27 protein-coding genes are annotated in these 26,863 nt (G+C 71.8%); 7 read left to right on the plus strand and 20 right to left on the minus strand.

Features of this window, described 5'->3' with window-relative positions; translation table 11 throughout:
* Window positions 1-181: 181 nt before the first annotated feature.
* Window positions 182-1,390, plus strand: coding sequence for a pyridoxal phosphate-dependent aminotransferase (locus tag HTZ77_RS42545; protein WP_175595478.1), 1,209 nt, complete (start codon window positions 182-184; stop codon window positions 1,388-1,390).
* Window positions 1,391-1,411: 21 nt separating this feature from the next.
* Here the strand turns inward: HTZ77_RS42545 and HTZ77_RS42550 are convergent, their stop codons facing one another.
* From HTZ77_RS42550 to HTZ77_RS42565, 4 genes are all read right to left on the minus strand, one after another.
* On the minus strand, window positions 1,412-1,918 hold the full coding sequence (locus HTZ77_RS42550; RefSeq protein ID WP_175595479.1) for a hypothetical protein: 507 nt from the start codon (window positions 1,916-1,918) through the stop codon (window positions 1,412-1,414).
* 27 nt (window positions 1,919-1,945) lie between these two features.
* On the minus strand, window positions 1,946-2,863 hold the full coding sequence (locus tag HTZ77_RS42555) for a hypothetical protein (protein WP_175595480.1): 918 nt from the start codon (window positions 2,861-2,863) through the stop codon (window positions 1,946-1,948).
* A gap of 81 nt (window positions 2,864-2,944) precedes the next feature.
* Window positions 2,945-3,841, minus strand: a complete 897-nt coding sequence (locus HTZ77_RS42560; RefSeq protein WP_175595481.1) for a PASTA domain-containing protein — start codon at window positions 3,839-3,841, stop codon at window positions 2,945-2,947.
* Window positions 3,838-4,338 carry a SigE family RNA polymerase sigma factor gene (locus tag HTZ77_RS42565; protein WP_175595482.1) on the minus strand — a complete coding sequence of 167 codons (501 nt, stop codon included), beginning with the start codon at window positions 4,336-4,338 and terminating at the stop codon, window positions 3,838-3,840. The genes HTZ77_RS42560 and HTZ77_RS42565 overlap by 4 nt, the downstream gene beginning before the upstream one ends.
* A gap of 70 nt (window positions 4,339-4,408) precedes the next feature.
* On the opposite strand from HTZ77_RS42565, the gene HTZ77_RS42570 reads away from it, so the two are divergent.
* The gene (locus HTZ77_RS42570) at window positions 4,409-5,428 is read left to right on the plus strand and encodes an adenosine deaminase (protein ID WP_175595483.1); all 1,020 of its coding nucleotides are present in this window, start codon (window positions 4,409-4,411) and stop codon (window positions 5,426-5,428) included.
* Window positions 5,429-5,482: 54 nt separating this feature from the next.
* On the opposite strand, the gene HTZ77_RS42575 is transcribed toward HTZ77_RS42570, so the two are convergent.
* Window positions 5,483-6,343: a hypothetical protein gene (locus HTZ77_RS42575; RefSeq protein ID WP_175595484.1), complete on the minus strand. Its 861-nt coding sequence runs from the start codon at window positions 6,341-6,343 to the stop codon at window positions 5,483-5,485.
* Complete coding sequence (locus HTZ77_RS42580) at window positions 6,330-6,887, minus strand: RNA polymerase sigma factor (RefSeq protein ID WP_328809095.1); 558 nt, start codon at window positions 6,885-6,887, stop codon at window positions 6,330-6,332. Before HTZ77_RS42580 ends, HTZ77_RS42575 begins: the two co-directional genes overlap by 14 nt.
* 131 nt (window positions 6,888-7,018) lie before the next feature.
* Here HTZ77_RS42580 and HTZ77_RS42585 point away from each other — a divergent pair, with 131 nt between their 5' ends.
* Window positions 7,019-7,729, plus strand: a complete 711-nt coding sequence (locus HTZ77_RS42585) for a class I SAM-dependent methyltransferase (RefSeq protein ID WP_328809096.1) — start codon at window positions 7,019-7,021, stop codon at window positions 7,727-7,729.
* Window positions 7,730-7,774: 45 nt separating this feature from the next.
* Here HTZ77_RS42585 and HTZ77_RS42590 read toward each other — a convergent pair whose 3' ends face one another.
* The 5 genes from HTZ77_RS42590 to HTZ77_RS42610 all read right to left on the minus strand — a co-directional run bounded on the left by HTZ77_RS42590 (window position 7,775) and on the right by HTZ77_RS42610 (window position 14,295).
* On the minus strand, window positions 7,775-8,659 hold the full coding sequence (locus HTZ77_RS42590; RefSeq protein ID WP_175595487.1) for a carbohydrate ABC transporter permease: 885 nt from the start codon (window positions 8,657-8,659) through the stop codon (window positions 7,775-7,777).
* Window positions 8,659-9,543 carry a carbohydrate ABC transporter permease gene (locus HTZ77_RS42595; RefSeq protein ID WP_175595488.1) on the minus strand — a complete coding sequence of 295 codons (885 nt, stop codon included), beginning with the start codon at window positions 9,541-9,543 and terminating at the stop codon, window positions 8,659-8,661. Before HTZ77_RS42595 ends, HTZ77_RS42590 begins: the two co-directional genes overlap by 1 nt.
* A gap of 70 nt (window positions 9,544-9,613) precedes the next feature.
* Window positions 9,614-10,891: an extracellular solute-binding protein gene (locus HTZ77_RS42600; RefSeq protein WP_328809097.1), complete on the minus strand. Its 1,278-nt coding sequence runs from the start codon at window positions 10,889-10,891 to the stop codon at window positions 9,614-9,616.
* Window positions 10,892-11,093: 202 nt separating this feature from the next.
* Window positions 11,094-12,956 (minus strand): acyl-CoA dehydrogenase family protein, encoded by a 1,863-nt coding sequence (locus HTZ77_RS42605; RefSeq protein ID WP_175595489.1) that lies wholly within the window; start codon window positions 12,954-12,956, stop codon window positions 11,094-11,096.
* A 67-nt stretch (window positions 12,957-13,023) separates the two neighbouring features.
* Window positions 13,024-14,295, minus strand: a complete 1,272-nt coding sequence (locus HTZ77_RS42610) for an APC family permease (protein WP_175595490.1) — start codon at window positions 14,293-14,295, stop codon at window positions 13,024-13,026.
* Between the two features lie 80 nt (window positions 14,296-14,375).
* On the opposite strand from HTZ77_RS42610, the gene HTZ77_RS42615 reads away from it, so the two are divergent.
* The gene (locus HTZ77_RS42615; RefSeq protein WP_175595491.1) at window positions 14,376-14,831 is read left to right on the plus strand and encodes an Lrp/AsnC family transcriptional regulator; all 456 of its coding nucleotides are present in this window, start codon (window positions 14,376-14,378) and stop codon (window positions 14,829-14,831) included.
* 503 nt (window positions 14,832-15,334) lie between these two features.
* Here the strand turns inward: HTZ77_RS42615 and HTZ77_RS42620 are convergent.
* The 6 genes from HTZ77_RS42620 to HTZ77_RS42645 all read right to left on the minus strand — a co-directional run bounded on the left by HTZ77_RS42620 (window position 15,335) and on the right by HTZ77_RS42645 (window position 21,254).
* Entirely contained in the window at window positions 15,335-16,480 is a 1,146-nt protein-coding gene (locus tag HTZ77_RS42620; protein ID WP_175595492.1) for an acetyl-CoA C-acetyltransferase, read from the minus strand.
* 60 nt (window positions 16,481-16,540) lie between these two features.
* Window positions 16,541-17,218, minus strand: coding sequence for a hypothetical protein (locus tag HTZ77_RS42625; protein WP_175595493.1), 678 nt, complete (start codon window positions 17,216-17,218; stop codon window positions 16,541-16,543).
* A 23-nt stretch (window positions 17,219-17,241) separates the two neighbouring features.
* The gene (locus tag HTZ77_RS42630) at window positions 17,242-17,994 is read right to left on the minus strand and encodes a class F sortase (protein ID WP_175595494.1); all 753 of its coding nucleotides are present in this window, start codon (window positions 17,992-17,994) and stop codon (window positions 17,242-17,244) included.
* Between the two features lie 7 nt (window positions 17,995-18,001).
* Window positions 18,002-18,697 (minus strand): hypothetical protein, encoded by a 696-nt coding sequence (locus HTZ77_RS42635; RefSeq protein ID WP_175595495.1) that lies wholly within the window; start codon window positions 18,695-18,697, stop codon window positions 18,002-18,004.
* Window positions 18,698-19,032: 335 nt separating this feature from the next.
* On the minus strand, window positions 19,033-19,890 hold the full coding sequence (locus HTZ77_RS42640; RefSeq protein ID WP_175595496.1) for a class F sortase: 858 nt from the start codon (window positions 19,888-19,890) through the stop codon (window positions 19,033-19,035).
* Window positions 19,890-21,254 carry a hypothetical protein gene (locus HTZ77_RS42645; RefSeq protein WP_175595497.1) on the minus strand — a complete coding sequence of 455 codons (1,365 nt, stop codon included), beginning with the start codon at window positions 21,252-21,254 and terminating at the stop codon, window positions 19,890-19,892. Before HTZ77_RS42645 ends, HTZ77_RS42640 begins: the two co-directional genes overlap by 1 nt.
* 181 nt (window positions 21,255-21,435) lie before the next feature.
* On the opposite strand from HTZ77_RS42645, the gene HTZ77_RS42650 reads away from it, so the two are divergent.
* Both HTZ77_RS42650 and HTZ77_RS42655 read left to right on the plus strand, forming a co-directional pair.
* The gene (locus HTZ77_RS42650) at window positions 21,436-22,581 is read left to right on the plus strand and encodes an acyl-CoA dehydrogenase family protein (protein WP_175595498.1); all 1,146 of its coding nucleotides are present in this window, start codon (window positions 21,436-21,438) and stop codon (window positions 22,579-22,581) included.
* A 79-nt stretch (window positions 22,582-22,660) separates the two neighbouring features.
* Window positions 22,661-22,822 carry a hypothetical protein gene (locus HTZ77_RS42655; protein WP_175595499.1) on the plus strand — a complete coding sequence of 54 codons (162 nt, stop codon included), beginning with the start codon at window positions 22,661-22,663 and terminating at the stop codon, window positions 22,820-22,822.
* 16 nt (window positions 22,823-22,838) lie between these two features.
* Here the strand turns inward: HTZ77_RS42655 and HTZ77_RS42660 are convergent, their stop codons facing one another.
* On the minus strand, window positions 22,839-23,270 hold the full coding sequence (locus tag HTZ77_RS42660; RefSeq protein ID WP_175595500.1) for a MarR family winged helix-turn-helix transcriptional regulator: 432 nt from the start codon (window positions 23,268-23,270) through the stop codon (window positions 22,839-22,841).
* A 20-nt stretch (window positions 23,271-23,290) separates the two neighbouring features.
* On the opposite strand from HTZ77_RS42660, the gene HTZ77_RS42665 reads away from it, so the two are divergent.
* Complete coding sequence (locus tag HTZ77_RS42665) at window positions 23,291-23,659, plus strand: MarR family transcriptional regulator (protein WP_175595501.1); 369 nt, start codon at window positions 23,291-23,293, stop codon at window positions 23,657-23,659.
* A 74-nt stretch (window positions 23,660-23,733) separates the two neighbouring features.
* On the opposite strand, the gene HTZ77_RS42670 is transcribed toward HTZ77_RS42665, so the two are convergent.
* Both HTZ77_RS42670 and HTZ77_RS42675 read right to left on the minus strand, forming a co-directional pair.
* Window positions 23,734-24,525, minus strand: coding sequence for an alpha/beta fold hydrolase (locus tag HTZ77_RS42670; protein WP_175595502.1), 792 nt, complete (start codon window positions 24,523-24,525; stop codon window positions 23,734-23,736).
* Window positions 24,526-24,542: 17 nt separating this feature from the next.
* Window positions 24,543-26,762 (minus strand): ATP-binding SpoIIE family protein phosphatase, encoded by a 2,220-nt coding sequence (locus HTZ77_RS42675; RefSeq protein WP_175595503.1) that lies wholly within the window; start codon window positions 26,760-26,762, stop codon window positions 24,543-24,545.
* Between the last annotated feature and the right edge of the window lie 101 nt (window positions 26,763-26,863).

The raw sequence follows: 26,863 nt of genomic DNA on the forward strand, positions 1-26,863 counted from the left end.
ATGTCGCCAACCACACTACCCTGATCGGCTCACTGCCTGGACCGAACCGCACATCGACATGCGGCGGTACGACCAGGCGAAAGTGTATCGGTGGATCCCCATTCCGTCGAACTCATTCCGATCTCCCAGCTCAGAGCCCCGGAGACGGGCCGCGGCGGCGAGGAGATGAAAGCATGGGGACATGTCCATGCGACCTCGCGTCTCCACGCGAATCTCCGCGATCTCCGAGTCAGCCACTCTCGCCGTGGACGCCCGGGCGAAGGCGATGAAGGCGGACGGCCGCCCGGTCATCGGCTTCGGCGCCGGCGAGCCCGACTTCCCGACACCCGAGTACATCGTCGAGGCGGCGGTCGAGGCGGCGCGCGACCCCCGCTTCCACAAGTACACGCCGGCCGGCGGCCTGCCCGAGCTGAAGCTGGCCATCGCCGACAAGACGCTGCGCGACTCCGGCTACCGGGTGGAGCCCACGCAGGTCCTGGTCACCAACGGCGGCAAGCAGGCCGTCTACGAGGCGTTCGCCACGCTGCTCGACCCGGGCGACGAGGTCCTGGTCGTCGCGCCGTACTGGACGACGTACCCGGAGGCGATCAAGCTGGCGGGCGGCGTCCAGGTCGACGTCGTGACCGACGAGACGACCGGCTATCTCGCGACGGTCGACCAGCTCGAGGCGGCGCGCACGGAGCGCACGAAGGTGCTGCTGTTCGTCTCGCCGTCCAACCCCACGGGCGCGGTCCACACGCGCGAGCAGACCGAGGAGATCGGCCGCTGGGCGGCCGAGCACGGCCTGTGGGTGGTCACGGACGAGATCTACGAGCACCTCGTGTACGGCGGCGCCGAGTTCACCAGCATCGCCACGGCCGTGCCGGAGCTGGCCGACCGGGTGGTCGTGCTCAACGGCGTGGCCAAGACGTACGCGATGACGGGCTGGCGGGTGGGCTGGCTCATCGGCCCCCCGGACGTGGTGCGGGCGGCCACCAACCTCCAGTCGCACGCCACCTCCAACGTGGCGAACGTCTCGCAGATGGCCGCGCTGGCGGCGGTGCGCGGCGACCTGTCGGCGGTGGAGCGGATGCGCGAGGCGTTCGACCGGCGCCGGCGGACCATGCTCCGGATGCTCAACGAGATCCCCGGCGTGGTGTGCCCGGAGCCGAAGGGGGCGTTCTACGCGTACCCGTCGGTCAAGGAGCTGCTGGGCAAGGAGCTGCGCGGACGGCGGCCCGCGTCGTCGGCGGAGCTGGCCGAGCTGATCCTGGAGGAGGCCGAGGTCGCGGTGGTGCCGGGTGAGGCGTTCGGCACGCCGGGGTACTTCCGGCTGTCGTACGCGCTCGGCGACGACGACCTGGTCGAGGGCGTCAGCCGGATGGCCAAGCTGCTGTCCGAGGCGCACTGACGCTCCGGGCCTCCGGGTCCGTCAGCCGTTCAGGGCTATGCCGTCGGCGACGTCCTGGACCTCGTGGGCGAGTCCCGGCGTCGCGGCCACGTACACCGCGACGCCGGGCCGTTCGAGCCACATGAAGTTGCGCATGTCGCCACGGGTGCGCCAGCGCAGCGCCGGCATGCCCTCGTACGCGCCGAGCCCGGCCCTGCTGACCAGTCCGGCGAACGTCTCGACGGACCGGACCCCGCACACGACCCCGACGAGCAGCTGCTCGCCGCCGCCGCTGCCGCGCCAGGTCCGGCCGCGCACGTGGAGCTTGCGGGTCAGGGACTTGATCCGCCTGAACGCGGGGCCGCGGGTGAGCCCGGACGGCACGTAGGTGAGCGTCACGTTGCCGTCACCGCAGGTGAGGTCCGGGTACGGCGTCTCGTGGACGGTGACGGGACCGGGCGTGGTGCGCGCGGTGTGCGTCACGGGCACGTCGGAGCCGCAACCGGCCACTGCCAGCACGATGATCGCCGAGGTCAGGCAGCGGCGCATCGACCCCCCATGACTTTTTGTGGAGACTCAGGGAAAACCTCCCCAGTCTCCTACAGGACTCCGCACAGAGGCGGCAACAGGAAGCAGCTCCCCGGCGAGCGGTTCACCGACCCGGACGCGGACCCCGGTGCCGGGACGCACGAGCCGGACGACGGTGCGGCCGCCGCGCGGGTCGCGGCCGACCATGGCGGGCCTGCCGCCGACGACGGTCTCCCTGGACCCGGGCGGGGCGGTGCGGCGATAGGCCGCCCAGCTCGCGGCGATCGCGCCGTAGTCGGCGCGGGCCTCGACGAACCTGTCGCCCGCGCCGGATCCCGCTGCCTTGGGGGCCGGTCCGTACGAGGGTCGTGCGGCCCAGACGGCCCACACGGTACGTGTGCCGGGGCCCGTGTCGGCCGCTCCCCCGCCTGTTCGGGTGAGCCCGGCCGGGAGGTGGGTGAACCAGAGGTCGCCGGAGACGACGGCGAGGGTGGGGGCGCGGCCGGGAGGCGGCGGCGCCTGCGCGGGTCCGGCGGGGGCGCCGGTGGGGGTGCGGGTGGGAGTGCCGGTGGAGGTCCCGGCGGGAGTGCCGGCCGTGGACGGCGCGACGCGGGGTTCGGAAAGCGGTGGCGGGGCGGGCGGCGGGTCGAGGGCGGCGGCGCGGGGCGGGCGGCCGAACCCCGAGGAGAAGATCCCGTACACCGTGGTCGCCGCCACCCCGAACGCGCCGAGCGCGAGCACCGCCCGCCACCACTGCCCCCGCGGGCGCCCCCCGGAGCCTGGCTCCTGTGGCGCCGCGCCCTCTCGCGGAGCCGGGGCGGCGCGCGGGCCTCGGGTGCCCTGCCGGGGGACCGCCGCCCCCGAGACGGGCGTCTCCCCCGCGATCGGCGCCTCCTGGGAGGGCGGCGCGTCCTGTGCGGGCGGCGCGTCCTGCGGGGGGCGGGGGGTCATCGCCTCAGGGGTCATGACCGTAGGATCCCCGCTCCACCGCCGCCCGTGGTGCCGTTCGCGCGACTGGCCCCCGCTCAGCCGGCGACGCGGCACGGGTCACTCGGCCGCTTCGATCCCCTCGGCGATCTTCTTCAGCTCGGCCGGGGCGTCGACCTTCTTGACGTACATCGGGCTGATGTACACCTCTACCGCCAGGTCGTCGCGGAGGAGGAAGCCGATCGTGGCCGTGGTGTCCTCCCTGGGCTCCTCGATGACCTCACCGCCGTCCGTGAGGTTGCCCAGGTAGCCCCTGCGCTCGCCGATCTCGACGGAGGGCACGGTCCCCATCCGGCTCCGGACGTGCCGGACCGCCTCGCCCTCGTACACGACCACCTCGACGCCGTACCCCTTGGTGCCGTCACCCCCGGGTGAGAAGGAGGTGGCGTAGCTCTTCCTGCCGAAGCCGTTCTTGCCCGACCACCTGTCCCAGGCGAGGCCCTCGGGCAGGTAGCCGATGTGGATGCCGCCGAACGTCCGGCCGTCGCCGAGGTCGCCCAGGTCCTGCGGGTCCTTGGCGCGCGGCATGGATCTGAGGACGACGAGCGAGTTCCTGGCGAGCTCCGTGCCGGCGGCGGGCTTCTGCGTGACGACGATCTCGTCGGCGGTGCCGGACGGCTCCGGGCCCTCCAGGCCCAGGCCGGCCGCGCGTACGGCCGCGACGGCGTCGGCGGTCTTCATGCCCGTGACGTCGGGCATGGTGACGGAGTCCACCACGGCGGTGTCCTGGCCCGAGGTGGGCGAGCTCGCCGCCGGGGCGGGGGCGGTCCGTCCGGTGCCGAGCGCCACGGGCACGGCCACGGCGACGGCGGCCGTCACCAGGGCGGCTCCGGCCACGCGGAACCTGATGACGTGGGCCCGGTGACGGCTGCGCACGGTCCGGCCCAGCGTGGGCGGGGCCTGGACGTGGGACACCTGGCGCTCCATGGCCTCCGCGAGGAGGTCCTCGACGTTCACGGCATCGCTCCTTCTGTGACGTTCATGCGTTCGCGGATCCTGGCCAGGCCGCGCGCGGCCTGGGACTTGACGGTGCCGGGCGAGCAGCCGAGCAGGGCGGCGGTCGCGGCCTCGGACTGGTCCTCCCAGTAGCGGAGGACGAGCACGGCCCGCATGCGGGGCGGGAGCCTGCGCAGTTCCTCGAAGAGCGCGTCGCGCAGGTCGAGGTCGGGTGAGGGCGCGGCCGTCTCGGGCGGCCGCGCGAACGTGATCTCCTGGATCAGCCGGCGGCGCCGCGCCTTGCTGATCGCCGCGTTGACGACGATCCTGCGCGCGTACGCCTCCGGGTTGTCGCTCCGGATCCTCGGCCAGTGCCGGTAGACCTTCTCCAGCGCGTGCTGGACGAGGTCCTCGGCGTCGTGGCTGGTGGCGCCACAGACCAGGATCGCGGTGCGCATGAGCGAGGTGCTCCGGGCGGCGAGGAACTCGTCGAACGCCGCCTCATCTTCATCCGTCATGAGCGAGGGTCCCCTTTCGCCCCTCCTCAACGCGTGAGTACCGCGTCGGGTTGAGTGGCACCATAGGGAAATGGCACGTCCGCTCGACGCTCTCCCCAAGGCTCACCTGCACCTGCACTTCACCGGATCGATGCGGCATTCGACGCTGATCGAGCTGGCCCGTGAGCAGGGCCTGCACCTGCCGGACGCTCTGGAGCAGGACTGGCCGCCGCGGCTGCGGGCCACCGACGAGCGGGGCTGGTTCCGGTTCCAGCGGTTGTACGACATCGCGCGGTCGGTGCTGTCGCGGCCGGAGCACGTCTACCGGCTGCTGCGGGAGACGGCCGAGGACGAGGCGGCCGAGGGCTCGCGGTGGCTGGAGATCCAGGTGGACCCGTCGGGTTACGCGCACCGCTTCGGCGGGCTGACGGCGACGATGGAGATGGTGCTGGACGCGGTGGACCGGGCCGCGGAGCACGCGGGCGTGGGGATCGCGGTGGTCGTGGCGGCCAACCGCACGCGCCATCCGCTGGACGCCAACACGCTGGCGCGGCTCGCGGCGCAGTACGCGGGGCGGGGCGTGGTGGGGTTCGGGCTGTCGAACGACGAGCGCCGGGGGCAGGCCCGCGACTTCGAGCGGGCGTTCCGGATCGCGCGGCGGGCGGGGCTGCTGGCTGTGCCGCACGGCGGTGAGCTGCTGGGGCCGCGCAGCGTGGCGCAGTGCGTGGAGGACCTGGGCGCCGACCGGCTCGGGCACGGGGTGCGGGCGGCGGAGGACGCGCGGCTGATGGAGGTGCTGGCGCGGCGGGAGATCTGCTGCGAGGTGTGTCCCAGCTCGAACGTGGGGCTGGGGGTCGCCGAGCGGCCGGCCGACGTGCCGGTGCGGCGGTTGTTCGAGGCGGGGGTGCCGATCGCGCTGGGGGCCGACGACCCGCTGCTGTTCGGGTCGCGGCTGGCGCGGCAGTACGAGCTGGCGCGCGAGGCGTACGGCTTCGCCGACGCGGAGGTCGCGGAGCTGGCGCGGCAGTCGGTGCGGGCGTCGGCGGCGCCGGAGGAGACGCGCAAGGAGCTGTTGAAGGAGATCGACGACTGGCTGGCCGCTCCCGAGTGAGCGCCGTTCCCGGGCAGCGGGAAGCGGGAAGGCGGGTCAGCGCAGTGAGGTGGGTCAGTGCAGTGAGGCGGCGATGCGGGTGGCGCGGTCCTTGCCTCCCGCGCCCTCCAGGCGGTGGCCGACTCCCCCGCTCTCCCAGATGAGGGTGGGCGCGGCCTGCCGGAGCGGCACGGAGGTGCCGTCCTCGCGCTTGATGTAGCCGAGGGGGTGGGCGCCGCCGATCCACAGGGCGTCGAGGCCCGCGGCGTGGACCTCCTCGGGGAAGGGCGGTCCGAGCTGTTTCCACAGGTACGGGCTGATGGTGCCGTCGAACTGGTCGAGGCGCAGGCCGCCGGGCCACAGCATGGAGACCACGCGCCCGCCGTCGGCGACGGTGACGACGTCCGGGGCGCCGAGGGCGGCCGGGGTCCTGACGGGGAAGCGGACCAGGGCGCGGGCCTGGGCGAGGGTGACGGCGCGCTCTCCGGGCAGCGCGGTGGGCGTGGGCGCGCCGGGCGAGGTGGGCGTGGGGGCGCCGCCGAGGCGCAGTTCGATCCCCGCGTACCGGAGGATCTGGGCCACGGCGGCCCTGCCCTGCGGGGTGGCGGCCGTGAGGGCGGCCACGGCGAGCACGACGGCGGCGACGACCGCCCATCGGCGCCCGCGCCGGTGGGCGCGCTTCAGGGGGCGGGTGACCGGGGACGCAGGGGTGGCGGACAGGCGGGCGCGGACGGCCGCCGCGACGTCGGCGGGCGGCGGCGCGGGGACGTCGAGGGCGTCGCCGAGCGCGAACAGCTCGGCTTCGAGGTCGCCGAAGCCACCGACGTCGCCGCGCCCCAGCAGATCGCCGGAATCGCCGGAATCGCCGGAATCGCCGACGTTGTCGACGCCGCCGACGTTGTCGCGATCGTCGTCGTGGGGTTCACGCGAGTTCACCGCCCACCTCCTCCCTCAGCCGGGCCAGCCCGCGATGCGTGCTGGACTTGACGGTGCCCACCGGACGGCCGAGCACCTCGGCGGTCTCGGCCTCGGTCAGCTGTAAGAAGTACCGGCAGACGACGGCGTCGCGTTCCCCGTCGGGCAGGGCGCGTACGGCCTCCAGCAGCCGGGCACGGCGGTCCCCGGCCACGGCGGCGCCCTCCGGGTCGTCGGGGGCGACGGGGTCGGCGACGGCGCCGAGCCGGGCGGTGAGGCCGTTCCTGCGCCCGCGCGAACGGGTGAGGTTGTGTGTCTCGTTGGCCACGATCCGCAGCAGCCACGGCCGGAACGGCGACCCGCGGCGGAACGACGCCAGAGCGCGGTACGCCTTGACGAACGCCTCCTGCACCACGTCCTCGGCCTCGTCGGCGGCGCCGAGCATGGCGGCGGTACGGTGGGCGAGCGCGCTGTAGCGGGCGACCAGCGCCTCGTAGGCGGTCAGATCACCGTCGAGGGAGCGGGTGATGGCCTCGTCGTCGTCCATGTGCGAGTCAGATTCCACCGCATCCCGGACGGTCTGGGAAGGCCCGTTCGGCGCATCATGTGACCTTCGAGCCCGGCCGGGCACTAGACTCGGGCCAATCCGCGAGCCCTTAAAGGAACGGGACTATGTCTTCAGGGTATGACCGTGTAGTGCAGCCGGCGGCCGGCGACGAGGCGTTGGAGAACCACCTCGGTGGCGACGAGGCCAAGAACTACCGGCAGTACGAGCTGGACATGGTCGCCCCGCACGTCGGGCGGTCGATGCTGGAGATCGGCTCCGGCCTGGGCCACTTCGCCGAGCAGTTCCTGCCGCGGCTCGACCGGCTCGTGGTGAGCGACTTCGACCCCTACTGCGTCGAGCAGCTGCGCAAGCGTTTCGCGGGCCGCGACGACATCGACGTCCTCCAGTTCGGCCTGCCGACCGAGATCCCGCTTGAGGACAAGGTCGACACGGTCGTGATGATGAACGTCCTGGAGCACATCGAGGACGACGCCGGGGCGCTGCGCTCGCTGGCGAAGGTGACGCTGCCGGGCGGCCGGATCATCATCTGGGTGCCGGGCTACATGCAGCTCTACGGAGACTTCGACCGCAAGGTGGGTCACGTGCAGCGCTACACGCCCAAGACGCTGCGCTCGACGGTCGCCAAGGCGGGGCTCGACATCGACGTGCTCAAGCCGATCAACTTCCTGGGCGGCATCGCCTGGTGGGCCGCGGTGCGGCGGGGCGGGGTGGGCTACCCCGACCCGCGGCTGGTGAAGATCTACGACCGCACGGTGGTGCCGGCGACGCGGCTGATCGAGCGGTTCATCACGCCGCCGTTCGGCCAGACGGTGTTCTGCGTCGCCCGCGTCCCCCAGTAGATCGCCCGCGCCCCCGGGTGAGCGGCCCGCGCCCGCCGGCGGCCGTCATTTGATGGAGCCGGCGGTCAGGCCGCCGACGACCTTCCGCTCGATCAGCGCGAACAGGATGATCACCGGGATGGTCGCGATGACCGAGCCGGCGAACAGGCTCTGCCAGTCCACCTGGTACTGACCGATGAACGAGTTGAGCGCCACGGTGAGCGGCTGGTTCTCGGGCGTGGTGGCGAGGGTGAGCGCCACCACGAACTCGTTCCACGCGGCGATGAACGTGAAGATCAGCGCGGTGATGACGCCGGGCATGGCCAGCGGCAGCGTGATGCGGAACAGCGCCCCGAAGCGGCCGTTGCCGTCGATGAACGCGGCCTCCTCCAGCTCGCGCGGGATCGACGAGAAGTACGCGTTGAGGATCCACACCGCGAACGCCAGGTTGAACCCGCCGTTGACCAGGATGAGCGACCAGATCGAGTCCACCATCCCGAACTCGTAGAACTCGCGGTAGATGCCGACGAGCATGGCGGTCGGCTGGAACATCTGGGTGACGAGCACGAGGATGAGGAACGCCGTGCGGCCCCGGAAGTTGTGCCGGGCGGAGTAGTAGGCGGCGGGCAGGGCCACGAGCAGCACGAGGATCGTGGACCCGGCGGCGACCTTGAGGGTGACCATGAGGTTGCCGGCCAGGCCGCTGCTCCAGAAGCCGGTCAGGCTCGACAGGTCCCACTTCGTGGGCAGCAGGGTGGCCTCGCGCAGCGTGTCCTGGGGCCGCAGCGAGGTGATCAGCATCACCAGGTACGGGAACACGAAGACGAACGCGATCACGTAGGCGACGGCCGCGGTGATCGTGGTCTTGAGCTTCGGCATGGCCCGCCGGCCGGGGGGCCGGGGCCGGGCGTGCTGGTGGCCGGTGGCCGGGGGCGCGGTCGTGACGGCCATCAGGCCACCTCCTTGTTCCAGCGGGAGACCTTGAGGAAGATCACGGTCAGGACGAGCACCATGCCGAAGTTGACCACGGACATGGCGGCCGACTCTCCGATGTTCGAGCCCTTGAGGATGAACATGAGGATCGTCGAGGTGGCCGTGGAGTAGCCGGGCTGGCCGTGGGTCATCGCCCAGATGATGGGGAAGCTGTTGAAGACGTTCATCACGTTGATGAGCGCGGCCACGGTCAGGGCGGGCCGCAGCAGGGGCAGCGTGATGGACCAGTAGGTGCGCAGCTTGGACGCGCCGTCCATCTTGGCCGCCTCGTAGACGTCGGCCGGGATGGTGGCCAGGCCCGCGAGCAGCGCGTACGTGGTGAACGGCACGGAGACGAAGACGGCGACGAAGATCAACCACGGCATGGCGGTGGAGGCGTCGCCGAGCTGGTCGGCCGGGGCGCCGCCGAGCGCGTCGATGAGGCCGAGCTTGAGCCGGATCTGGTTGATGACGCCGACCTCGGGGTCGAGCATCCACTTGAAGACGATCGCGGTCATCAGCACGGACGCGGCCCAGGGCGCGATGAGCGCCCAGCGGGCGACGCGGCGGCCGGGGAAGCGCTGGTTGAACAGCTGGGCGAGGGCGAGGGAGATGAGGACGGTCAGGGCGACGACGGCGACGACCCAGATGACGCTGCGGACCATGATGTCCGCGAAGTCCTTCTCGCCGAACAGCTTGTCGTAGTTGGCGAAGCCGTAGAAGCCCTGTTCCACTCCCCGCCGGTTGATCTTGAGGAACGACGACCGGATCATCTCGACGACGGGCCAGAGCACGACGAGCGCGATGAGCACGACGGCGGGCCCGGTCCAGGCCAGCGGCTCCAGGGCGCGCAACCTTCTCATGAACTACCTTCCAGGACGGTACGGCCGGCGTCCCGGCTGCGAGACGCCGGCCGTACGGTGCGCCGAGGGGTCAGCCGGCGTCGGCGGTCTTCTGGAGCTCGCCGAGCACCTTGGCCGGGTCGTCCTTGACGGCCCCGCCGATGGTCTGCTTGATCGCCGGGTTCACGTCGGCCCACTTGGGGTCCTGGAACGGATAGAAGCTGGCGTTGGGCAGCGCGTCGAGGAACGGCTTGAGCTTCTCGTCGCTCGACAGCTTCTGGATGCCGCCGTTGGTGACGGGCAGCAGCTTGTACGTGTCGCTGATCTTCTGGGCGGCGGAGCCGGTGTAGAAGAAGTCGAAGAACTTCTTGATCTCGGCGGCGTGGCCGTTCTTGTTGAACGCCATGATCCAGTCCATGACGCCGAGCGTGGTGTCGAGCGGGCCGGACTTGCCGGGGATGGGCGCGACGCCGTACTTGTCCTTCAGGCCGGCCGCGTCGAAGATCGGGATGGACATGGGGCCGCCGTTGACCATGCCGACCTTGCCGGCGCCGAAGTCCTCCCAGACCGTCTTGCGGTCCTTGGTGCCCGGGTTGGGGGTGGTCAGGCCGGCGTTGACCAGGCCCTTGAGGTAGGTGAACGTCTCGATGTTCTGCGGGGAGTTGATGGCCCACTTGCCGGAGGCGTCCTTGTAGCCGCCGCCGTTGCCGAGCATCCACAGGAACGACTCGCCCTGGGCCTCCTCCTGGCCGAGGGGCAGGCCGAACGGCTGGCTGACGCCGGCCTTCTTCAGCTTCTCGGCGTCGGCCTTGAGCTCGTCCCAGGTCTTGGGCGGCTCGCTGATGCCGGCCTTGGTGAACAGCTCCTTGTTGTAGAACAGGGCGCGGGCGGAGGAGACGAACGGGATGCCGTAGGCGGTGCCGTCGACCTTGCCGAACTCGGCGAACTTCTGCAGCATGTCGCCGGAGACGTTCGGGGAGAGCACCTCCTCGACCTTGTAGAGCATGTCGTCCTTGGCGAAGCCCGAGTAGTCGCCGGTCTGCAGGATGTCGGGCACCTGGCCGTTCTGGACCATGGTGGCGACCTGCTTGTCGATGTCGTTCCAGTTGATGACCTGGACCTCGACCTTGATGTTCGGGTTGGCCGCCTGGAACTCGTCGACGACGCCCTTCCAGAACGTCTCGCCGGAGTTGGGCTTGCCGGGGCCGTCGCCGTAGTCGGCGGCGACCATCTTGAGGGTGACCTGGCCTCCGTCGGAGGACTTCTGGTCGCCGGACGAGCCGGAGCCGCCCGAGCCCGAGCCGCAACTGGACAGGACCAGCATGGCCGCCACGCCGAGAGCGGCGCCGCCCGCAAGCTTGATTCTCACCTGTGTACCGCCTTCTCGTCGGACGGGGTCCTGCTGGTCCGTACCAGTTGCCGTCCCGCCCAGAGGGATTTGGGGGTGCGTGAGCCGTCTCGCCACGCGTTTGCGTCAGCGTAAGCCCGCTTTCGACAGCCGGTCTATACCGGCTCGTCTCGGTTCGGCAACATCTGCGGCTGAAACTGCTCACAACCGGTCTAGACCAGAGTCAGGTGATCTTCCTGCGGAGGTTCTCCCCGCCCTCGGGCGCGCCGACCCACGGTCCCTCGATCGACGGGTCGAGGACGCCCTCCTCCAGGAACCCGTAGCGGCCGTCGAGGACGTACCGGGCCAGCCGGACGTCCGCGCTGTCGGTGTTGTCCCAGAGCCGGGTGAACAGGGCGTCGGCCCGCCGCCTGGCCTGCCGGCAGAAGGTGTCGGCCAGCTCGTACGGCCGGCGTCCCAGGTCGGCGGCGTCCTCCTCGGCCCGGACGCAGGCCGCGGTCATGGCGAACAGCTCGGCCCCGATGTCCACGATCCGGCCGAGGAACGCCTGCCGGTGCTCCAGCCGTCCCTGCCAGCGGGACATCCCGTAGAACAGGGACCGGGCGAGCTTGCGGCTGGTCCGCTCCACATACCGCAGGTGGTGGGCCAGAGGGCCGAAGTCGGCGTACGAGGTGGGCAGGTTGCCCGTGCCGGCCACCAGCGTCGGCAGCCAGCGGGCGTAGAAGGCGCCGGCCCGCCGCAGCGCCCGGGCGCGCGCCTGCGGCGGGGCGTCCGGGTCGATCAGCTCGCCGGCCGCCGACAGGTGGGCGTCGACCGCCTCGCGGGTGATGAGCAGGCGCATGATCTCGGAGGAGCCCTCGAAGATGCGGTTGATGCGGGAGTCGCGCAGCATCTGCTCGGCGGGCACGCCGCGCTCGCCGCGGGCGGCCAGCGACTCGGCGCTCTCGTAGCCGCGCCCGCCCCTGATCTGGACCAGCTCGTCGAGCACCTGGTAGGACAGCTCCGAGGCGTACAGCTTGGCCAGGGCGGCCTCGATGCGGATGTCGTTGCGCTGGTCGTCGGCCATGCGGCTGGTCAGGTCGCAGACGGCCTCCAGGGCGTACGCGGTGGCCGCGATGAAGGAGATCTTGGTGGCGACGGCCTCGTGCCGCCCGACGCTGCGGCCCCACTGGACGCGGGCGTTGCCCCATTCGCGGGCGATCTTGACGGCCCACTTGGCGTTGCCCGCGCAGGTGGCGGGCAGGGAGAGGCGGCCGGTGTTGAGCGTGGTGAGGGCGATCTTCAGGCCCTGCCCCTCGCGGCCGACGAGGTTGCGGGCCGGCACCCTGACCTGGCGGAACTCGGTGACGCCGTTCTCGATGCCGCGCAGGCCCATGAAGCTGTTGCGGCGCTGCACCGTGATGCCCGGCGTGTCGGCCTCGACGACGAACGCGCTGACCTTCTCGCCGGTGCGGGCCATGACGACGAGCAGGTCGGCGACGACGCCGTTGGTGGTCCACAGCTTGACGCCGTCCAGGACGTACTCGTCGCCGTCGCGCACCGCGGTGGTGGACAGGCGGGCGGGGTCGGAGCCGACGTCCGGCTCGGTCAGCAGGAACGCGGAGATCTCGCCCCGCGCGCACCGGGGCAGGAACTCGCGCTTCTGCTCCTCGGTGCCGAACAGCTTCAGCGGCTGCGGCACGCCGATCGACTGGTGCGCCGACAGCAGGGTGGCCAGGGCGGGGCAGTACGAGCCGACCAGCATGAGGGTGCGGCAGTAGTACAGGTACGGCAGGCCGAGCCCGCCGTACTCCTCGCCGATCGTGATGCCGAACGCGCCGAGCCCCGCCAGGCCCTTGACCACCGCGTCGGGCACCTGGGCGGTGCGCTCGATCTCGGCGGGGTCGACGTGCGCGTCCAGGTACCTGCGCACCGCGCGGACGAAGTCCTCGCCCCGCTTTGCCGCCTTTTCGGCGGGTGCGGGCGCTGGGCGCACGAGGTCCAGCCGGAAGTCTCCGAGGAACAGTTGCTTGGCGAAGCTGGGGCGGGTCCATTCCTTCTCGCGGGCCTGCTCGCCGAGCTCTCTCGCCTTCGCGTACTCGCTCATGGCATCCTCCCGCCGACGTTACGCCCCCTGGGAATGCCTGTGTACCCGGCGCTCCGGCGAGATCACCTCAAGGGATCGTCACGCGTGCCACCGGGCGGCGGGCCGCGGCGCGCGTCGCCACCAGGGCCACCAGCGCCAGTACGGCGGGCACCAGCAGGTACGGCCCGCAGCAGGCGAGCGCGGCGAGCGCGAGCACGGTCGCAACCACGGCCATGACCCGCAGCCGCCCGCGGGGCAGCACCCGCACGGCCGCCGCCACGCCGGCCGCGGTCACCGCCGCCAGGCAGGCCGAGGTGGCCCGCATCAGCGTGTCGAGGTCCACGGTCCAGACCAGCGCCAGGGCGGTCGTCGCGGCGGTCGCCACGGCCAGCAGCCCGAGGCTCCGGTACGGCGTGCGGCCGGGCCCGCCGCCCCGCGCGAACCAGGCGGGCAGCGCGCCGTCCCTGGCCAGCGCCGCCCCTAGGCGGGAGGCGCCGGCGACGTAGGTGTTGATCGCGCCGAAGGTCAGCAGCACCGCGACGCCGCCGACGACCGGCCGGGCGGCGGAGCCGGCGCCGACCTCCAGCAGCGCGGCCAGCGGCACCGGGCTCTCGGCCGCGCGCCGGCCGAGCACGCCGATCGTGGTGAGGGCCACGCCCAGGTAGAGGACCGTGATGACGGCCAGGGTGGCCACGGTCGCCCGGGTGAGCCCACGGCCGCCGGCGAACTCGGCCGACAGGTGGCTGGCGGCCTCCCAGCCGACGAAGGCGAACAGCAGCACCCCGGCCGCGTCCACCACCCCCGTCAGGCCGTACGGGGCGAAGGGGGTGAAGTTGGCGGCCGCGGCGTGCGGCGCGGCGGTGAGCACGGCGCCGGCCAGCACCGCGACCAGGGCGAGCACCATGCCGAGCTGGAGCCCCCCGGAGGTGCGCAGCCCCGCGGCGTTGGCCGCGAACGCCACCAGGAGCAGCGCCGCGGCGACCGCCCAGGTCCCGCCGCGGGAGTCCAGGCCGAGGGCGGCGGCCACGTACTCGCCGCCCACCAGCGCCCCGGCCAGCGCGCCCACGGGGATGACGCCGTAGAACCACCAGCCGACGACCGCCGAGGCGCGCCGGCCGAACGCCAGCGCCGCGAAGCTGGCCACTCCCCCGCCGTCGGGGTAGCGGGCGCCGAGCGCGGCGAAGGTGAGCGCCACCGGCACGCTCAGCAGCAGCAGCGCGGCCCACGCCAGCACCGAGGCGGGCCCGGCCGCGGCGGCCGCGAGGTGCGGCAGCACCAGCATCCCCGGCCCGAGCACCGCGCCCACGAGCAACGCCGTCCCCTGCGCGGCCCCGAGCCGCCCACCGATCTGTCCTGTCATACCCCGAAAAACTAGTCATTCGCCTGCTCTGATGGGGTAGCAGCCGAACAGTCGGCCGGAACCGGTGCGAGACTGCCGTCATGGACGAACTAGATTCGGCGATCGTGCGCCTTCTCCAAACAGATGCGCGCCAGTCCAACCGCGAGCTGGCCCGCAAGCTCGGCGTGGCGCCCTCCACCTGCCTGGAACGCGTCCGCGCGCTCACCCGCCGCGGCGTGATCCGCGGCTACCACGCCGACATCGACCCCGCGGCGCTCAACCGGTCGGTCCAGGCGATGGTGTCGGTGCAGGTGCGCCCGCTCAGCCGGGAGGTCATCGACGCGTTCAAGCAGTCGGCCGCCGAACTGCCGGAGGTGCTCAGCGTGTTCGTGCTGGCGGGCGGCGACGACTTCCTGCTGCACGTCGCGGTGCAGGACCTCGACCACCTGCACGCGTTCCTGCTGGACCGGCTGAGCAAGCGGCGCGAGATCGCGGGCTTCCGCACGTCGGTCATCTTCCAGCAGGTCCACGACACCGCCCCGGCGCGGCTGGACTAGCTTCTCGACGAAGGCTTCGCGGAAATAATCGCTTGCGCCCCTTCCGGGACGCCCCTTACCGTCTAGGACATGCGTTTCTTCCTGTGATGAGCGGGGCCGACCCCGATCGGCCCGGCCACTCGGCAGCCCATCCGCCGGCGGTGTCCACTCCCGCCGGCGAGTCCGTCCCAGACGCGGCAGCTGAGCTTGTCGACCGGCTTTCCCCAGCCGCGTCACGAGTCACGTGAAGGAGCCTCGTATGCGAGTACACGCCAGCGGTAAGCGAAAGAAGAACGCCCCGAGTCTTCCGGGGACCCCGGCGTCGCCGGCGCCCCGGAAGATGCCCAAGATGCCGCAGCGGCCGGTCGCGCCGCCGCGGCGCATCCCGCCCAAGGGGCGCTAGACCACTACCGGGATGGTGGTGAGTGCGGCGCGCGGCCCGTACGCCATGGGCCCCCGCACACCACCGCGGCGCCCCGGCCTCCCCGTGGGGCCGGGGCGCCGCGCTGGACCTCTGCTCGGGATCAGAGCCGTTCGATGACGGTGACGTTGGCCTGGCCGCCGCCCTCGCACATCGTCTGCAGGCCGTACCGGCCGCCGGTGCGCTCCAGCTCGTGCAGCAGCTTGGTCATGAGGATCGCGCCCGTGGCGCCCAGCGGGTGGCCGAGGGCGATGGCGCCGCCGTTCGGGTTGACCCGGGCCGGGTCGGCGCCGAGCTCCTTGATCCAGGCGAGCGGCACCGGGGCGAACGCCTCGTTGATCTCCACCACGTCGATGTCGTCGATCGACATGCCGGCCTTGTCCAGCGCCTTGCGGGTGGCGGGGATCGGCGCGGTCAGCATGTAGACGGGGTCGTCGCCCATGAGCGCGAGCTGGTGGATCCGCGCGCGCGGGGTGAGGCCGTGCTCGCGGACCGCCCGCTCGGAGGCGATGAGCACCGCGCCGGAGCCGTCGGAGATCTGCGACGAGGTGGCCGCGGTGATCCGGCCGTCCTCCTTCAGCGTCTTCAGCTCGGCCATCTTCTCCAGCGTCGTGTCCGGACGCGGGCCCTCGTCGTCCTCGACGCCGTTGACCGGGGCGATCTGGTCGCGGAAGTAGCCGTTGGCGACCGCCTTGGCGGCCCGCTGGTGCGACTCCAGCGCGAACCGCTCCAGCTCCTCCCGGGTAAGGCCCCACTTCTGGCACATCAGCTCCGCGCCGCGGAACTGCGAGATCTCCTGCTTGCCGTACCGCTCGCCCCACAGGTCGCCGAACGGGAACGGCATGCCCTTCTCCAGCGCCGCCGTGATCGAGGCGCCCATCGGCACGATGCTCATGGACTCGACGCCGGCCGCCACGACGAGATCCTGGGTGCCGGACAGCACGCCCTGGGCGGCGAAGTGGACCGCCTGCTGCGAGGAGCCGCACTGCCGGTCGATCGTGACGCCGGCCGTGGTCTCGGGGAGTCCGGCCGACAGCCACGCGTTGCGCGCGATGTCCATGCTCTGCGGGCCGAACTGCATCACGCACCCCATGATGACGTCCTCGACCGCCGCCGGGTCGACGCCGGTGCGGTCGATCAGCGCCTTGAGCGTGTGCGCGGCCAGGTCAGTGGGGTGGACGGTGGAAAGGCCGCCCTTCTTCTTGCCGACCGGGGTGCGGACCGCCCCGACGATGTACGCCTCTGCCACAGTGCCTCCTGAAACCGAGCATTATTCGGTTATAGGGAGAGACTACAACAGAACGATGCTCTACGCCTGCTCGGCCGGAGGCATCAGATCGGCGACGTCGTCCACCCGGAACCGCCACCGGTCGACCACCAGGCCGTTCAGCGCCTCGGCCAGCCGCAGCGCCAGGGCGCCCAGCCGCTCCGGGTCGTCGCCGCGCAGCTCGATCGCCGTCAGGTCGGAGGCGAACGGCAGCAGCTCGCCCACGGCCGGCGGCCGGCCCTTCTGCGGCACGACCAGCACCCGCACGCCGTCGCCCGCGTGGACGAACTCCTCCTCCTGCTCGACCTCGTCCAGCTCGGCCTCCAGCAGGGGGCGCAGCTCGTCGTCCGCCGGCCGTACGGGGACGATCACGGCGGGCCCACCGCCCTCCTCGTCGGCCGGATCGCTCACCTCGCCCCGGCACACCGCGAGCCCGCCCAGCCGGAACGCCAGGCCCTCGGCGAGGTAGCGGTCGAAGAAGTCGAACGGCAGCGGCCCCTCGGCCGACACCCGCACGGCCCACACCTGTTCCAGCACGCCGCCCACCAGGTCGGGCTCGGCCTCCACCGGCGCGTGGACCCGGACGTCGGTCGCGACGACGTCCTCACCGTCCTCGCGGGCGTCCGGATCGGCCAGCCGCACCAGTCGCAGCACCTCACCGCGGACCGGCTTGGCGGGCAACGCCGCCGTCGGGCCAGTACGCAGTCTCCGCTTCGCCATCCAGCCCATGCGCGCCTCCGCGATCAGCTTCGATAGGAGCTCGTCATCGTCGCGTAGACGATGATGTTATCGGTGTAGTGGCCTATCGCGTGGTTGTACGTGCCACCGCAGGTGATGAGGTGGAGCTGCGCGTTGGCCCGGCCGCCGTAGACGCGCTCGGTCGGGAACGTCTTCTTGCTGGCCTGCTCGATGCCGCCGACGGTGAAGACCGCCGTGATGCCGTCCTGGCGCTTGACCTCGATGGTGTCGCCGTTGCGGAGCTCGTGCAGGCGGCTGAAGACGGCGCTGCGCGTGTAGGTGTCCTTGTGGCCCAGCATGACCGCGGCGCCGGCCTCGCCCGGGGTGGCCATCTCGCGGTACCAGCCGACCAGGTTCGGGTTGTTGGCCGGCGGCACCTGGATCGTGCCGTCCTTGGCCAGGCCGAGCGACTTGATCGGGGCGTTCACGCCCAGCTTCTTGATCACGATGCGGACCGGGCTGGAGGGCATCATCGGCGGCGCCGGGTCGGGCAGCGGCAGGGGCGGCGGCACGGTCGGGGCGGCCTTGAACAGCGCCTGCTGCTGTCCCGTGGTCTTGCCGTCGGGCTGGGCGCCCAGCGCGAGCTGGTCCCGCCGCGAGGAGGCCAGCCCGTACTCCTCCGGGGAGTTGAAGACGATCAGCATGCCGGCCACGACCGTGATCACACCCGCGATGGCGGCCAGGATGAGGACGGTGCGCAGCACCCGCCCGCCGGGGTCGTCGGGCGGCTCGCCTCCGTAGGGGTAGTGGGGGGCCATGGCGCCGTCAGCCCCGGCTGATGCCGCGGCGGCGTATCGCCAGCCCGCCGACGCCCGCCGCCAGGATCAACGCCGAGCCCACCAGCATGAACATCCGCCCGTCGGGGCCCGCCTCGCCGCCGGCACCGGTGTTGGCCCCGGCCTTGGGCGTCTTGGACGAGCGCTTCTTGGGGGTCTCCACCACGGTGACGTAGCTCGTCCTGGTCTTCTTGGGGGTGGGGGTGGTCTTGGTGGGGGTCGGCGTTGGGGTGGTGGGGGTGCTGCTGGGGGTCGAGGTGGAGGTCGACGTCGAGGTCGAGGTCGAGGTGCTGGTCGGGGTTCCGGTGCCGACGACGAAGGCCAGTGTGGGGCCGCCGCCTGCGGTCTGAGGCGCGCAGTTGTACCACGTGGTGTTGTTGACCTTCAGCGCGAACGCGTCGCCCTTGATGGCGACCGTGCCCGTCGCCGTCGGCGTCACCACGATCTTCATGTTGGGGAGCTGCGGCGTCGCGCCCGGGGTGATCGCGCTGTAGGGCGTGACCGCGCCCGAGGCCACGACGGGCAAGGAGGTGATCGGCGTGCCGCTCGGCGTCACCGTGGCCTCGGCGGCGAGGGTGGCCTGGGCGCTGATCGTGGCCGGCGCGGTGAATGCTCCGGTGGTGGGCTGCACGATCTGCCAGTTGACCGTCACCGTCGCATGCGGCGTGGCCGCCGCTGGCGTCACCAGTTCCATGCTGAAGGGAACTGTCATGGTGGGCGCAGGCGATGGGACCCCGGCCCCGGTGGCCGGCGTGCAGACGTATGGGCGCTCCACAGGAGTGGCGAGGGCGGCCACGGCGGGGACGACACCGAAGATACCTGCACCTGCTGCGGCTAAGGCGGATGTCTTGAGGGCGAGGCGGCGGCGCCGCGCCTTGGACGTCAGCACTGTCCTTCTCCGTTTCGGCACAGGTTCAACAGGCGTACCAGACTGGCAGCCACTGGTCACGGTTAGGTTGAGATCCTACGAATTGTGGCTGTAAATCTCCTGTAAACCGGGAAACCTGCGCAAATACGGTGTTAGCCCTTCTTCTTGGACAAGGTCGCGTAAACGATGACGTTGTCCGTGTAGGAGTGGGCCGTCTTGTTGAAGACGCCCCCGCAGGTGATCAGCCTGAGCTGCGCGTTCGCGGTGTTGCCGTACACCCGGCCGGTCGGGAACGACGTCTTGCCGACCTGCTCGATCCCGCTGACCGTGAACTTGGTCACCTTCTTGTCCGACCGGTACACGTAGATCGCGTCCCCCTTGGCCAGCTCCCGCAGGCGGTAGAAGACGGCGGCGCCCTTGCGGGTGCTCACGTGGCCGTTGATCACCGAGGGGCCCAGCTCGCCGGGCACGGGCGAGAAGCGGTACCAGCCCGCCTGGTTCGGCCTGGACAGCGGCGGCGTGGTCAGGTTGCCCTTGAGGTCCACCGTGACCGAGCCGATCAGCGCGTTGACCTTGATCTTGGGGATCTTGATGCGGGTCGGCGCGGGCTTCTTCTTCGTCGTGGTCTTCGCGGGCGGGATCGCCGCCACGATCGGGGCCGCGGCCGGGGGCGGCGGCGCGTCGAGGCGGGCCGGGGTCAGGGGGACGTCCTTGCCGCCCGGGCCGACCGTCGGCGACAGCACGAACGCGCCCATGTTCTGGATCTGCACCGTGCCCGGCTCGCCCTGTGCGACCGCGCCCGGAACGGGGACGGAGCCGTCGTCCACGGCGGGAGCCAGCGACAGCAGCCCGGCCATGATGGCGCCCACGCCGCCCAGGGAGCCGGCGACCAGCAGCCCTGGCATCGCCTTGTTGAACGCCGCCTTGCGCGCCCGCGCGCGCTCGCTCGCCTTCCCGACAGGCAACGCGGGCGTCGGCTCGTTCGTCGGCCCAGTCGTGTGCTCGCTCATCAGCGACCTCCTCCGGCGTGCGCGGCCTGCCGCCTGCGCAGCAGCAGCCCGCCCGTGGCGCTCCCCATCAGCAGCAGTGAGCCGCCGGCGACCAGTCCGTACGAGGTGCTCGCGGGCTCCGGCGCCTCACCCGTGTCCACCCCGCCCTTGGGGGTCTTGGCCACCTGGGCCTTGACGTACCTGGTGGTGGTCGGCTTGGGCGACCGGGTCGGCGTCACCGTCGCCGTGGCCGTCGCGGTCCGCACGCCTCCGGTGACCACGCTGACGTGGGACGTGCCGGGGGTGTGGGAGTAGGGCGAGGAGTTGTTCGGGTTCGGCGTCGTGGGGGTACCGGTGCCCGTCGGCGTGGGGGTCGTCACGGTGGGGGTGGGCGTCGTCGGTGTGGGACTCGACGAAGTGGGGGTCGCGCCGGGGACGGTCACGTCGATGGCGCCGGGGTCGCCCTGGAGCGCGCAGACCGCCTCGTTGTGCGACGGCGGCTCGGTGATCTCACCCGTCGTCACCCGGAACGCGTCCACGTGCGCGGTCTTGGCCTCGACGTTGACGACCTCGATCGTGTGCGGTCCGTACTGCAGCTCCGGCGAGGTCCAGAGGACCTCCTTGGACTTGGTCCCCGTCATCGGCACGCCGTTGCGGTCCTTGTCGGGCTCCACGATGGGGTCGGTCACCGTCTGGCCGTCCAGCAGGATGCGCACGGGGCCCAGCCCGGGCTCGCGCCGGCCGATGTAGGCCACCTGCGTGCCCTTGAACTCCAGCTTGGCGACGCCGTCCTTCGTGGTGGTGGTGTGCAGGTCGTAGATGTGGTCGGCGTACTCCTCCGGCGTCTGGTGGTGGTTCCAGTCCCCGGTGTACGTGACGAGCTTGTTGTCGTTGACCGTGACCTCGCCCTTGGCGGGCTTGAACCTGACGACCAGGCCGGCCGGCTTGACCCGGATGGTGCCGGGGCGCTGCACGGAGCCCGCGTCGGACAGGCCCGAGGGCAGCTTGAGGAAGTCGCCCGGCACGAGCTCGGCCTGGTCCTGGGAGCCCTTGGGCCGAAGCTGGCCGTACCAGGCGCCGCTGATGTCCACGACGCCTTCGAGGTTCAGCGTGGAGCCCGCCGGGAAGAAGCCCGGCGAGCCGAACTTCTTGGCGCTCAGGTACCTGATCGACCAGCCCACGTCCAGCATGCCCCCGGTCGTGAGCCTGGGCGTGACGCTCGCCTCCAGCAGCACCCCGCCCGTGTCACCGGCGACCCCGCCCGTGCAGAGGTACTTGGCCACCAGCGATGCCTCGGCCTGCCCAGGGTGGGATGCCGCCACGAAGGCGGCGGACGCGGCCATGCCGACCGTTGCGCCGATCAACGCCTTGCGCCACCGATTCACGGACACTCCCGACACACATCGACCGAAGGTAGATCTTAAGGCGATTTCACTTTCAATCAGCCGATGTTCGGCACTTGTGATGAAGCCGTGTCCACTCCACAAAGCAGGCGCTCAGCGGGGTATATCTCCAGGTAACAGAATCGTATTCTGGCCTCCGTACCGCCCGTCCTGGAGGAGACCGATGGAGCGAGACCTCTTCGAGGAGGAGCACCTGCTCTTCCGCGACACCGTGCGCGAGTTCATGGCCCGGGAGGTGGCCCCCCACCACGCCCGCTGGGAGAAGGACGGCATCGTCCCGCGCGAGGTCTGGAAGAAGGCCGGCGAGATCGGGATGTTCGGCTTCTCGGTCCCCGAGGAGTACGGCGGCGCCGGCGTCACCGACTTCCGCTACAACACCGTGATCGTCGAGGAGATCATGCGCCACGGCGCCACCGGTCTCGGGTTCTCGCTGCACAACGACGTCATGGCCCCGTACATGGTGGAATTGACCGACGACGCCCAGCGGCAGCGGTGGCTGCCGGGCTTCGCGAGCGGCGAGCTGATCACGGCGATCGCGATGACCGAGCCCGGCGCGGGCAGCGACCTGCAGGGCGTGCGCGCCACCGCGGTCCGCGAGGGCGACCACTACGTGCTCAACGGGCAGAAGACGTTCATCACGAACGGCGTCAACGCCGACCTCGTCGTGGTCGTGGCCAAGACCGACCCGGAGGCCGGGGCGCGGGGCATCACGCTGCTGGTGGTGGAGCGCGGGATGGAGGGGTTCGGCCGGGGCCGCAACCTCGACAAGATCGGCATGAAGGCGCAGGACACCGCCGAGCTGTTCTTCGAGAACGTGCGCGTGCCCGTGGCCAACCGGCTCGGCCCCGACGAGGGTCAGGGATTCTTCCAGCTCATGCGCAACCTGCCGCAGGAGCGCATGTCGATCGCGGTGGGCGCGGTCGCGGCGGCCGAGACCGTGCTGGAGCAGACCGTGGAGTACTGCCGCGGCCGCCAGGCGTTCGGCCGCAGCATCGGGTCGTTCCAGAACACCAGGTTCGTCCTGGCGGAGCTGGCCACCGAGACGGAGATCGCCCGGCACTACGTCGACAAGTGCGTCCTCGCGCTCAACGCGGGGCGGCTGACCGCGCTGGACGCGGCCAAGGCCAAGTGGTGGACCACCGAGCTGCAGACCAAGGTCATCGACCGCTGCCTCCAGCTCCACGGCGGCTACGGCTACATGATGGAGTACCCCGTGGCCAAGGCGTGGGTGGACAGCCGCGTGCAGACGATCTACGGCGGCACCACCGAGATCATGAAGGAGATCATCGGGCGGTCGTTCGGCTTCTGACCGGCGACGCGGCCCCGGATCCCGGCGGACACCGGGCATCGCCGCGCGCCGGGCCCTGCGGCGGCGCATACTGGGCAGCATGGACGGCGGCCTGATCCTCCTGGTGTTCCTCGCTTTGCTGTTCGCCTGGGGCCTGAACCGCGTGCGGCGCGCGCTGCGCCTGGGCGCCGTCGGCTACGCCGGGATCATGATCGTCTTCGTGATCGTCATGCTGCTGCTCTGGGGCCAGACCTTCCGCTAGCCGGCCGCCCGGTCTTCTAGCCGCCCGGCAGCGACTCGACGAAGCGGGCGAGCAGCCGCGCGAACTGCGCGCGCTCGTCGCCGGTCCATCCGGCCATGGCCCGGTCGAAGGTAGCCCGCCTGCCCTGATGGGCCCGCTCGACCGCCTCCCGCCCCGCCTCGGTCATGACGAGCAGCGCCCGGCGGCCGTCGGCCTGGTCGGCCTCGCGCCGTACCAGTCCGGCCGACACCGCCGCCGCGACCAGGCGGCTCGCCCGCGGCTGGTCGACCGACAGCGCCTCGGCGACGGCCGACACGGTCACCGGCTCGCCCGCCGCCTCCAGCACGTCCAGCACCTCGTGCTCCGGAGCGGGCGCGCCGTGCTGCCGCGCCAGGACCCGCCTGCTCTGCCTGCGCCGGATGGCGACCATCGCGCGCTCGACTGCCTCAAGATTGTTGTCATCGTACATATAGTTGCTATTCTACATCCATGCAGAAGATGATCGGTTACTGGCTCAAGCACCTGGACGAGCTCTTCGAGAACGTGCTCACGACGACCCTGGTGGCGGAAGGAGTGTCGCGCCGGGAGTGGCAGGCGCTCAACGTGCTGTCCGCCGGCGAGGACCCCGGCGCCCAGCTCTCCCCGTTCTCGGGGGTGGACGACGCGCAGGAACGCCTGGCCTCCCGCGGATGGGCCGACGGCGGCGCGCTCACCGAGGAGGGACGGCGCGCGCACGCGGCGCTCGCGGAGCAGGTCGGCCGCATCCGCCGCCGCGCCGCCGAGGGGGTGAGCGCCGAGGAGTACGCGGCCACCATCGACGTGCTGCGCCGCATGGCGGCCAACCTCGAAGCCGCCTGACTGCCCCTCACGCAGCCGCCTGACGGGCCCCCTCACGCAGCCGCCTGACGGCCCCTCACGCAGCCGCCTGACGGCTACTCCGGAGCCGCCTGACCGCCGCTGCCCTCCAGCAGCACCCGGGCCACCAGCTCCGGGTCGTCGCTCATCGGCAGGTGCCCGCACCCGAGCAGCAGCTTGACCCGCTGCCCCGACCACCGGGCGGCGCGCACGGCCTGACGGCGCGGCAGCAGGCGGTCGTGCTCGCCCCAGGCGATCGTGATCGGCGCCTTGGGCGGCGCGGGCGGCATCATCCCGGCGAACGACTCCAGCGTCTCCTCGAAGCCCCGCGCGGCGGCCATCGCCTGCGAGGCGGCCACCAGCGCCTCCGGCGCCAGCCGGGAGGGGTGGGCGACCAGCAGCCCGGCGCTCAGGGCCCGGCCCGCCGGGGTGGCGGCGGCCCGGGCCGCCTGCTCGGGCGACAGGGCCGCGGCCGACGCGCGCACGGTGCGCAGCACCGTCCGGGCGTACAGGAGCTCCGAGCGCGACCAGAAGCCGGCCGGCGACAGCGCGGTGGCGGTGCGGACCACGCCGCGCGAGGCCAGCTCCAGCGCGATGTAGCCGCCCAGCGAGTTGCCCGCCACGTGCGGCTCCCGCACGCCCAGCAGCTCGCAGAACGCCTCGACCGCGTCGGCCAGCGCCTCCGCGGTGTACGGCGTGCCGGCGGGCAGCGGCGGCGAGACACCGAACCCGGGCAGGTCGAGCGCGATCACCGTGCGCGAGGCGGCCAGCCGGTCCATGACCGGCAGCCAGCCCTGCCAGTGGTGGCCGATGCCGTGGACGAGGATCAGCGGCGGACCGGCGCCGCGCCGCTCGAAGGCCAACTCCATGCTGAGGAGTGAACCACTCAGCGGCTGCGGGTGGGAATCTCGAACCAGACGGCTTTGCCTTCCCTGGTAGGACGCGAGCCCCAACGCCGAGCGAGCTGGTCGACGAGATAGAGGCCGCGGCCGCCCTCGTCGTTCTCCCCCGCGCTGCGGATGCGCGGCAGCCGCAGATCCTGGTCGAACACCTCGACCCAGACCGCCTCGTCGCCCCGGCGCAGCCGCAGCGTGAACTCCTTCTCGCCCACGACCTCGTCCTCGAAGCCCGGCACGTCCCACGACTCGTCGAACGGCAGCGGCCCGTCCACGGTCAGCTCGCGGCGCGGCACGCTGGCGCTCGCGGCGTGCAGCACCACGTTGGTGACGACCTCCGACACGAGCAGGCAGGCCAGCTCGGCCCGTTCCTCAGGTACGTTCCAGGCGTCGAACGCCTCCGAGGCCATGCGCCGCGCCTCGCCGACCATGATCGGCTGGGCGGGGAAGGTGCGCTCCTCCACGTCCAGGTCCGCCTGGCTGGAGCGGACCACGAGGATCGCCATGTCGTCGTCGATCTCGCCGGGCACGGCCACCGTGGCGGCGTCGGCCACCCGCTCCACCTCGGCGTCGGCGTACTTGGCGAGCTTCTCGCACAGCACACCGAGGGTCTCCTCGTCGCTCGGCATCTGGCCGTCGCGGTTGGGGCGCCGGTCCACCAGGCCGTCGGTGTAGAGCAGCAGGGCGGCGCCGGGCGGCAGCACGCGGGTCTGCTCCTTGTAGACCAGATCGGCGTGCAGGCCCTTGGCGCGCACGCCCAGCGGCTGGCCGACCTCCTCGATGTCCATCTCGACGCACTGGCCGTCGACCAGCAGCAGCGGCGGCGCGTGGCCGGCGTTGGCGAACGACAGCGTGCGCGACCAGGCGTCGTAGACGAGGTACTGGCAGGTCACGATGGGCGGGACGCTGACGTCGGCGCCGTTGTCGTCCTTCTCGGGAGTGGCGATGATGCGGGTCCACTCGTCGAGCCGGGCGAGGATGTCGGCGGGCGACTTGTCGTCCTGGGCGAAGGCGCGGAGGGCGGCGCGGAGCTGACCCATGATCGCCGCGGCCCGGGCGCCCCGGCCCTCGACGTCGCCGATGACGATGCCGACCCGGCCCGCCGACAGCGGGATCACGTCGTACCAGTCGCCGCCGACCTGGGTCTGGATGCCCTGGCCGTGGGAGGCGAGCGGCGCCGCCGGGTAGTAGCGCACGGCGATCTGCAGGCCGTCGAGCTTCGGCAGCGCCCGCGGCAGCAGGTGCTTCTGGAACGACTCGGCGGTGTGCCGCTCCTCCTCGAACAGCAGCGCGTTGTCGATGGCGAGCGCGACGCGGGTGGCGATGGCGCCGACGAAGTCGCGGTCGAAGGCGTCGTAGTGGGGGCTGCGCCGGTCGGTCAGGTTGGACAGCCCGAGGTACATCTGGCCCAGCGTCTCGCCGCGCACGCACAGCGGCGCCACGATGGCGGAGGTCATGCCGACCTCGCCGCACAGCTTGGCGCTGTTCTCGCTGGGGGCGGGGAAGCTGCTGGAGGAGAAGTCCTCGACGAGGATCGTCTCCTGGCGGCGCATCGCGACCTCGGCGTAGTGGCCGGGCGGGTAGCGGATCTCGGCGCCGACCGGCTTCCAGCTGCCGGGCGGCGGGGTCCAGCCCTGCACGTGCTGCGACACCCGGCGCACCAGGCGGTCGCCCTCCATCAGCTCGATGAAGCAGTGGTCGGCGAACTGCGGGACGAGCATCTCGGCGACCCGCTTGAGCGTCTCCTCGACGTACAGGGAGCCCGCGAGCCGCTCGCCGATGCGCTCCAGCAGGCCGAAGCGGTCCTTCTCGCGCTCGTTGCTGCGCAGCGCCTCGCGCGCCGTGATCACGATGCCGGTCACCGAGCCGGAGGAGTGGCGCAGCGGCACGGCCTGGGCGCGCACGTAGACGATCGTGCCGTCGCCGCGCCGCACGTCGAACGTGCCCTCCCAGACGCCGCCCTTGAGCACGTGCTTGGCCAGCTCGATCGCGAGCGGGTGGTCCTTCTCCAGGATGCCGAGGGACAGCACCGACGTGTCGCTCGCCACGGACTTGCCCGGCCGGCCGAACAGCTTCTCCGCGAAGGGGTTCCAGTACAGGAGGTTGCTGAAGCGGTCGGTCACGACGACGGCCATCTCGGCGTGGTCGAGGACGGACTCCGCGGCGAGGTGGTCGGCCGCGTCCTCGGAAAGATCCCCCCAGCGCTTCATCCGGAGACCACTCCTCGGGGAGGCATGTGCGCAAAGCGAACCACGGGCGCTCCTGCAACAGTCTTGACCGGAGGGGAGTGGAGGGCCTCCCTCGAGGGATT

It is taken from the genome of Nonomuraea montanisoli (assembly GCF_013363975.1).
Lineage (GTDB): Bacteria > Actinomycetota > Actinomycetes > Streptosporangiales > Streptosporangiaceae > Nonomuraea > Nonomuraea montanisoli.

Excerpts from the sequence above, each read along its gene's own strand:
- HTZ77_RS42640 (WP_175595496.1), bottom strand. The coding sequence starts at position 19,890 with ATGAGCGAGCACACGACTGGGCCGACGAACGAGCCGACGCCCGCGTTG.
- HTZ77_RS42665 (WP_175595501.1), top strand. The coding sequence starts at position 23,291 with ATGCAGAAGATGATCGGTTACTGGCTCAAGCACCTGGACGAGCTCTTC.
- HTZ77_RS42625 (WP_175595493.1), bottom strand. The coding sequence starts at position 17,218 with ATGGCGAAGCGGAGACTGCGTACTGGCCCGACGGCGGCGTTGCCCGCC.
- HTZ77_RS42605 (WP_175595489.1), bottom strand. The coding sequence starts at position 12,956 with ATGAGCGAGTACGCGAAGGCGAGAGAGCTCGGCGAGCAGGCCCGCGAG.
- HTZ77_RS42615 (WP_175595491.1), top strand. The coding sequence starts at position 14,376 with ATGGACGAACTAGATTCGGCGATCGTGCGCCTTCTCCAAACAGATGCG.
- HTZ77_RS42630 (WP_175595494.1), bottom strand. The coding sequence starts at position 17,994 with ATGGCCCCCCACTACCCCTACGGAGGCGAGCCGCCCGACGACCCCGGC.
- HTZ77_RS42655 (WP_175595499.1), top strand. The coding sequence starts at position 22,661 with ATGGACGGCGGCCTGATCCTCCTGGTGTTCCTCGCTTTGCTGTTCGCC.
- HTZ77_RS42675 (WP_175595503.1), bottom strand. The coding sequence starts at position 26,762 with ATGAAGCGCTGGGGGGATCTTTCCGAGGACGCGGCCGACCACCTCGCC.
- HTZ77_RS42570 (WP_175595483.1), top strand. The coding sequence starts at position 4,409 with ATGGCACGTCCGCTCGACGCTCTCCCCAAGGCTCACCTGCACCTGCAC.
- HTZ77_RS42650 (WP_175595498.1), top strand. The coding sequence starts at position 21,436 with ATGGAGCGAGACCTCTTCGAGGAGGAGCACCTGCTCTTCCGCGACACC.
- HTZ77_RS42670 (WP_175595502.1), bottom strand. The coding sequence starts at position 24,525 with ATGGAGTTGGCCTTCGAGCGGCGCGGCGCCGGTCCGCCGCTGATCCTC.
- HTZ77_RS42550 (WP_175595479.1), bottom strand. The coding sequence starts at position 1,918 with ATGCGCCGCTGCCTGACCTCGGCGATCATCGTGCTGGCAGTGGCCGGT.
- HTZ77_RS42660 (WP_175595500.1), bottom strand. The coding sequence starts at position 23,270 with ATGTACGATGACAACAATCTTGAGGCAGTCGAGCGCGCGATGGTCGCC.
- HTZ77_RS42545 (WP_175595478.1), top strand. The coding sequence starts at position 182 with ATGTCCATGCGACCTCGCGTCTCCACGCGAATCTCCGCGATCTCCGAG.
- HTZ77_RS42555 (WP_175595480.1), bottom strand. The coding sequence starts at position 2,863 with ATGACCCCTGAGGCGATGACCCCCCGCCCCCCGCAGGACGCGCCGCCC.
- HTZ77_RS42565 (WP_175595482.1), bottom strand. The coding sequence starts at position 4,338 with ATGACGGATGAAGATGAGGCGGCGTTCGACGAGTTCCTCGCCGCCCGG.
- HTZ77_RS42590 (WP_175595487.1), bottom strand. The coding sequence starts at position 8,659 with ATGGCCGTCACGACCGCGCCCCCGGCCACCGGCCACCAGCACGCCCGG.
- HTZ77_RS42595 (WP_175595488.1), bottom strand. The coding sequence starts at position 9,543 with ATGAGAAGGTTGCGCGCCCTGGAGCCGCTGGCCTGGACCGGGCCCGCC.
- HTZ77_RS42610 (WP_175595490.1), bottom strand. The coding sequence starts at position 14,295 with ATGACAGGACAGATCGGTGGGCGGCTCGGGGCCGCGCAGGGGACGGCG.